At 74.5% G+C, this 6959-nt stretch carries 6 protein-coding genes; all 6 read left to right on the forward strand.

Features of this window, described 5'->3' with window-relative positions; genetic code table 11:
* The coding region (locus VKZ81_RS22555) for a sugar transferase (RefSeq protein ID WP_324243639.1) at positions 1-426 on the forward strand (426 nt) is incomplete at its 5' end.
* Positions 423-1397 carry a glycosyltransferase gene (locus VKZ81_RS22560; RefSeq protein ID WP_324243640.1) on the forward strand — a complete coding sequence of 325 codons (975 nt, stop codon included), beginning with the start codon at positions 423-425 and terminating at the stop codon, positions 1395-1397. The genes VKZ81_RS22555 and VKZ81_RS22560, both read left to right, overlap by 4 nt.
* Positions 1394-2443 (forward strand): lipid II:glycine glycyltransferase FemX, encoded by a 1050-nt coding sequence (locus VKZ81_RS22565; protein WP_324243641.1) that lies wholly within the window; start codon positions 1394-1396, stop codon positions 2441-2443. The genes VKZ81_RS22560 and VKZ81_RS22565 overlap by 4 nt, the downstream gene beginning before the upstream one ends.
* A 12-nt stretch (positions 2444-2455) precedes the next feature.
* Positions 2456-3709: a nucleotide sugar dehydrogenase gene (locus VKZ81_RS22570; RefSeq protein ID WP_324243642.1), complete on the forward strand. Its 1254-nt coding sequence runs from the start codon at positions 2456-2458 to the stop codon at positions 3707-3709.
* A complete protein-coding gene (locus tag VKZ81_RS22575) occupies positions 3706-5175 on the forward strand; it encodes a hypothetical protein (RefSeq protein WP_324243643.1) in 1470 nt (489 codons plus the stop codon). The genes VKZ81_RS22570 and VKZ81_RS22575 overlap by 4 nt, the downstream gene beginning before the upstream one ends.
* Positions 5172-6818: a tyrosine-protein kinase domain-containing protein gene (locus tag VKZ81_RS22580; RefSeq protein ID WP_324243644.1), complete on the forward strand. Its 1647-nt coding sequence runs from the start codon at positions 5172-5174 to the stop codon at positions 6816-6818. Before VKZ81_RS22575 ends, VKZ81_RS22580 begins: the two co-directional genes overlap by 4 nt.
* Positions 6819-6959 lie beyond the last annotated feature (141 nt).

Consider the following 6959-nt stretch of genomic DNA (forward strand, 5'->3'; position numbering starts at 1 on the left):
TTCCGCTCCATGTACGTCGACGCCGACAAGCGCAAGGCAGAGCTGGCCGCCCTCAACGAGGCCAGCGGCCCGGTGTTCAAGGTCCGCCGCGACCCGCGCGTCACGCCCGTCGGCCGCTGGATCCGCAAGCTGTCGATCGACGAGCTGCCGCAGCTGATCAACGTCCTGCGCGGGGACATGACGCTCGTGGGGCCTCGGCCCTGCCTGGAGTGGGAGGCGGAGATGTTCCCGCCCGAGTACCAGGCGCGCTTCGAGGTGCCGCCCGGCCTCACCGGCCTGTGGCAGGTCAGCGGGCGCAGCACGCTGGGCACGCTCGACATGCTGCGCCTCGACGTCCGCTACGTGCAGGAGCGCACGCTGGCGCGCGACCTGGAGATCCTGGTGCGCACCGTGCCGGCGCTGCTCGGCGGGGGTGGGGCGCGATGACCACGGTGCTGGTCGCCACCACGGGCGGCCACCTCACGCAGCTGCACGGGCTGGCCGACCGGATCCCGCCCGACCCGGACTCGGTCTGGGTGACCCACGCCAACGAGCAGAGCACCTCGATGCTGGCGGGCCGCGACGTGGAGTACGTCCCGTACGTCGGGCAGAAGGACGTGCGCGGCGTGCTGCGCTGCCTGCGCCACGCCCACCGGCTCTTCCGGGAGCGGCGGCCCACGCGCGCGGTGTCGACCGGCTCGGGCATCGCGCTGGGCTACCTGCCCTACTTCGCCGCGCGCGGCGTGGAGTGCCACTACATCGAAAGCGCCGCCCGGGTGGGCGGGCCCTCGCTCACCGGCCGCATCCTGCGCTGGGTGCCCCGGGTGCGCACCTACACCCAGTCCAAGGCGTGGAGCGGCGGTCCGTGGCGCTACGGCGGCAACGGCTTCGACGCCTACGAACCGGTGCCCGCGCGACGCGAGCTCCGCGACCGGGTGAAGGTGGTGGTCACGGTCGGCACGGCGGCCGAGTTCCCGTTCCGCCGCCTCGTGCTGCCGCTGTCGAAGCTGCTGGCCCCCGGCGGTCCGCTCGAGGAGGCCCTCGGCAGGCCGGTCGACGTCCTGTGGCAGACCGGCTGCACCCCGGTCGACGACCTGCCGCTCACCCCCACCCCGTTCCTTCCCGCGGCCGACCTCACCGCGGCGCTGGCCGAGGCCGACATCGTGGTGAGCCACGCGGGCACCGGCTCGGCGCTGGCCAACCTCGCCGCGGGCCGGTACGCGGTGATGGTGAGCCGGCAGGCCGAGTTCGGGGAGGCGGCCGACGACCACCAGCGGGAGCTCGCCGAGGAGCTGGCCGCGCGGGGGCTCGCCCTGCACCGCGCACCCGACGACATCACCGTGGACGACCTGGTCGCCACGCTGTCGACGGCGGTGCGCCGGGTGTCCGAGGTACCAGCGTTCGAGCTGGGCTCATGAACGCGCAGACCGTGGTCCCCGCCGACCCCGTCACCGACCCGCGGTGGCGCAGGCTCGCCGCGGGCCCGGGTGGGAGCCTGTTCACCTCGCCGCCGTGGATCGAGGCCGTGTGCCGCACCTACGGGTTCACACCCGAGGCGCGGATCGCGCTCGACGCCACCGGGGAGCCGGTCGGCGGGTTCGCCTGGGTCGCGGTGGAGGACGTGCGCGGCAGGCGGCTGTCGAGCCTGCCCTTCTCCGACCGCGCCGACCCGCTCGTGCCGGACGCGGCGATCTTCGGGGAGCTCCTGGACGCGGCGAAGACCGGCGGCGACCAGCTCACCGTGCGCTGCCTGGACTCCTCGCCCGCGTCGGCCGAGCCGCGGATGCGCGCCGTCGGCGAGGCGGCGTGGCACGGCACCCCGCTCGACGCCGGGATCGACGAGCTGCACCGGCGGCTGTCCGGCACGTCTCGGCGCAACATCGCGGCGGCCGAGCGGGCGGGCGTGCGCGTGGAGGTTCGCGACGACCTCGACGCCGTGCGCGCCTTCCACCGGCTGCACGTCGGGCTGCGCAAGCAGAAGTACCGGCTGCTCGCGCAGCCGCCGGAGTTCTTCGAGAACATCTGGCACGAGTTCCACGACGGCGGCCGCTGCGTCACGCTGCTCGCCACGCTCGGCGGCGAGGTGATCGCGGGCGCGATGTTCCTCGAGTGGGACGACGTCCTCTACTACAAGTTCGGCGCCTCGGCGCCGGAGCACCTGCGGGCACGCCCGAACGACGCCATCTACTGGACCGGGATCCGGCGCGGCGTCGAGCGCGGCATGCGGCTCGTCGACTGGGGCCTGTCCGACCTCGACCAGCCCGGCCTCATCGGGTTCAAGAGGAAGTGGGCGAGCGACGAGCGCCGCATCGTCACGTTGCGCTCGGGCACCTGGCTGCAGGCGCCCGAGCAGGAGGAGTTCACCCGGCAGCTGGGCGAGCTGACCCGCTTGCTCACCGAGCCGTCGGTGCCCGACGAGATCACCGCGCGGGCGGGCGCGCTCCTCTACCGCTACTTCTGCTGAGGGGGAACCACCATGACCGTTGCCGTCGTCGGCCAGGGGTACGTCGGCCTGCCGTTGTCCGTGCGCGCGGTGCAGGTCGGGCACGACGTCGTCGGCTTCGACCTGGACAAGCAGCGCGTCGACCAGCTGCGGCGCGGCGAGAGCTTCATCGACGACATCACCGACTCCGACATCGCGGCGTGCCTGGCGACCGGCCGGTTCCGGCCCACCGACGACACAGGCGACCTCGCGGGTTTCCGGACGGCGGTGGTGTGCGTGCCGACGCCGCTGCGCGACGGCGCCCCGGACCTGTCGTTCATCGAGGAGTCGGCCAGCCTGCTCGCCCCGCACCTGACCAAGGGCGCCACGGTGGTGCTCGAGTCCACGACCTACCCCGGCACCACCGAGGAGGTGTTCGGGCCCATCCTCGAGGCCGGCTCGGGGCTCACCGCGGGCACGGACTTCCACCTCGGCTACAGCCCGGAGCGGATCGACCCGAACAACCCCACCTGGCACCTGCAGAACACCCCGAAGATCGTCTCCGGGGTCGACGAGGCGTCCGCGGCGGCCGTACGGGCGTTCTACGACACGATCGTCGACCACACGGTGCCCGCGCCGGGCACGCGCGAGGCCGAGATGGCCAAGCTGCTCGAGAACACCTTCCGGCACGTCAACATCGCGCTGGTCAACGAGCTGGCCGTGTACTGCCACGAGCTCGGCATCGACGTCTGGTCCGTGGTCGACATGGCGGCCACCAAGCCGTTCGGGTTCATGAAGTTCACGCCCGGGCCCGGCGTGGGCGGCCACTGCCTGCCGATCGACCCGTCCTACCTGTCGTGGCGGGTGCGCCGCTCACTGGGGCGCACGTTCCGGTTCGTGGAGATCGCCAACGACGTCAACGACAACATGCCCGCCTACGTGGCCGCGCGGGTCACCGAGCACCTCAACCGCCGCAAGCTCGCGGTCAACGGCAGCCGGGTCCTGCTCCTCGGGCTCACGTACAAGCGGAACTCGGGCGACGCCCGCCAGTCGCCCGCGGTGCCGGTGGCGCACCGGCTCGCCGACCTCGGCGCGCAGCTCACGGCGATCGACCCGAAGGTCACCGCCGCCGACGTGCCGGCCGGGGTGGAGCTGGTCGACTGCACGCCCGAGGCCCTCGACGCCGCCGACGTCGTGGTGGTCCTCACCGACCACGACGACATCGACTGGGACCTCGTCGAGCGGCACGCGGGCAAGGTGCTCGACACCCGCAACCGGCTGACCGCACCGGGGGTCGACCGGCTGTGACGCCGTCGACCGCCCGCGCGATCTCGGCGTGGCCGTGGCCGCTCGCCGCGGCCGCGCTGGGCGTCGGCGCGGTCGCCTGGCCGGTCGCCGCGCTCGGCGCGGTCGGCGGGGCGGCCGCGGTCGCGCTGGCGGCGCTCGCGCCCGGCGCGGCCGTGGGCGTGACGGTGCTGGCCGTGCTGTTCGTCCGCCCGATCGAGCACCTGTTCCCGATCGCGGCGCTCGGCTACCTGGACGAGGCGCTCGTGCTGCTGTGCGCCGTCGTCCTGCCCTTGCGCCGGATCGCGGGGGGCGGGCGGCTGCGCGCGTTCCCCGGCCAGTGGTGGTTCGCGGGCTTCGCGGCGGCGGGCCTGCTCAGCGGCGTCGTGCTGGGCGTCGAGCCGGTGACGTACCTGTCGGGCGCGGTCGTCATCGGCAAGGGGCTCGTGTTCGCGTGGGCGGTCGCCCAGGTCGACTGGACCGAGCGGCACCTGCTCGTCGCGGCGCGGGCCGGGGCGGGCCTCGTGGTCGCCTGCCTGGTGGCGACGGCGCTCAACGCCCTGCTCCCGGGCCCGTGGGCGGCGGTGATGGCGAGCGACGCGAACGCGATCGAGTCGCGCGGGTTCCTGCCGTCCCTCGTCGGGCCGTTCAGCCACCCCATCGACCTCGGGCAGTTCATGGCGCTGTCGGCGATCGCGGTCACCGCGTGGCGGATCGCGGTGCGCCGCGGGCCGCTCAGCTTCGCGCTGCTGCTCGCCACCGCCGCCGCCGCGGTGTCCTCGGCGCGCCGCACCGCGATCGGCAGCCTCGCGGCGGGTTGGATGTGGGTGAAGGCCGTGGGCCGGTCGACGGGGGCGCTGCTGGCCATCGCGGTGTGCATCCCGCTCGGGGCGCTCGTGCTGGCCGAGCCGATCGGGGCGGTGGTGACCGCCACCTACGAGGACTACCTCGACCCGCACGGCGACCCGGAGGCCCGCACGGTCCTCACCCGCGACTCGTTCGCCGTGGCCGCCGACCACTTCCCGGCCGGGGCGGGCTTCGGCCGGTTCGGGTCGGCCGTCGCCGCCGAGACCTACAGCCCCGAGTACGTCGAGCGCGGCTACCCGGACATCTGGGGGCTGGGCCGGGGCGAGGAGAACGGCCGCTTCCTCACCGACACGGAATGGCCCGCGATCATCGGCGAGGCCGGGTTCCTCGGCTTCGCCGCGTTCGCGATCGGGCTGTTCGCGATCCACCGGGCCGCCCGGCGGCTGTGGCTGTCCGCGGGCTCGCCGCTCGCCCGGTGGGCCGGCCTGGTGGCGGCCGGCTGGACGATCGCGTGCCTCGTGCAGTCCGTGGCGACCGTGACCTTCACCGGGCCACCGATGTACGGCCTGTTCTTCGGGCTGGTCGGGGTGGTCACGGCGCTGTCCGACCGACCGGGGGCCGAGCGGGCCCCTCATTCCACTACTCGACCCGTCGACGGGCTGATTCCCGGGGGGCGAACATGACCGTTGAGCGAGCCTTGCAGGCCTTGCGCGAGCGGTGGGCGCTGGTGGTGCTGTGCGTGCTGCTGGGCCTGCTGGGGGCGGGCGCGGCGACCTACCTCGTGCCGCGGCAGTACGCCGCCGACGTCACCCTCTACGTCGCCCTGCAGGGGCAGGCGACGACGCCGGAGGACGCGTACGAGGCCAACGAGCTGGCCAAGGAGCGGGCGCTGTCCTACGCGCCGCTGCTCACCGACGAGCGCATCACGCAGCCGGTGATCGACCGGCTCGGGCTGACGATGACCACGGGTCAGCTCGAGGAGGCCATCACCGTCACCGTGGAGCCGGAGACCACGGTCATCTCGGCAGCGGTGCGGGCCGGCACGCCGCAGCAGGCGGCCGACATCGCCAACGCGCTGGCCGCGGAGTTCGGGGGCCTCGTCGAGCAGCTCGAGCAGCCGATCGGGGAGCCGCCCGCGCCCCCGCCGCCGGGCCAGCCGGCCCCGTCGGCCGTCGAGCCGGCCCGGATCGGCATCCAGACCATCCGCAACGCCACCCCGGTGGACACGCCCGTGTCGCCCGACGTCCCGTTCAACCTGGCGCTCGGCGCGGCGCTGGGGCTGGTCGTCGGCGTCGGCGGCGTCCTGGTGCGGGCCGCCCGCGACCGGTCGGTCCGCTCGGGGGAGGTCCTGCAGGAGCTCACGCAGGTCCCCGTGCTCGCGGAGGTCCCGCACGACCGGCGCGCGGCCACGCGCCCGCTGCTGGTCGACGACCCGTACTCGTCGCCGCGCGCCGAGGCGTTCCGCAGGCTGCGCACCAGCCTGCAGTTCCTCGGCGGGGCCCGGGGCCGGGGCGTGCTCGTCGTGACGAGCCCGCGGATCGGCGAGGGCACCTCCACCACCGCGGTCAACCTCGCGATCACGCTCGCCGAGGCGGGCAACCGCGTCCTGCTCGTCGACGCCAACCTGCGCGACCCGGGCGTGGCGGACTACCTCGGCTCCGACTCGGTGCCCGGCCTCGCCGACGTGCTCGCCGGGCGGATGGTGTGGCCGTACGCGCGCCAGCCGTGGAGCCGCGGCGGCTTCGACGTGCTGCCCGCGGGATCGACCGCGCACGACCACAGCCAGCTGCTGTCGTCGTTCGGGCTGGCCGACCTGTTCGACGACCTGCGCGGCCACTACCACTTCATCGTGGTCGACACGCCCGCGCTGCTGCCCGTGTCCGACGCCGCCGCGGTGGCCGCGCGGGCCGACGGGGTGGTGCTCGTCGTGCAGCACGGCCAGACCACGCAGGACCAGGTGGACGCGGCCCTGGCGAGCCTGCGCGCGGTGTCGGCGCGGCTGCTCGGCACGGTGCTCACGATGCGCAAGGGCCGCACGGTCCGCGACACCAGGGGGCAGGCCTACCGCACCCCGTCACCGCCCCGGCACGAGACGCCGATGGCGCCGCCGCCGAACGAGATGAGCAGCCCGCCGGTGGGGATCCCGCGCGCGGCGCTGCCGGAGCAGGCGACCACCAACGGCACGCGGCCGGAGGACGACGACGAGGCGGCGCCCCGCCCGGCCGACGGCGAGCCCGCCCAGGACCGCCGGGCCAACCGCCGCGGCGGGCGCAAGCAGCCCTCGCCGAAGCCGCGGTCCTCGGTTTCAGCAAAGCCACATTCCTGAAGCCGCGCTTCAGGAAAGCCACTTTCATGACGCCGCGCTTCAGGAAAGCCACATTCCTGAAGCGGCGGCGCCCCCTGAAGCGCCGGCGCCCCCGGAAGCGGGTGGCCGTCAGGGCAGGTCGCGCCCGACCGTCTGCGGCAC

The organism is Pseudonocardia sp., from assembly GCF_035305885.1.
GTDB lineage: Bacteria > Actinomycetota > Actinomycetes > Mycobacteriales > Pseudonocardiaceae > Pseudonocardia.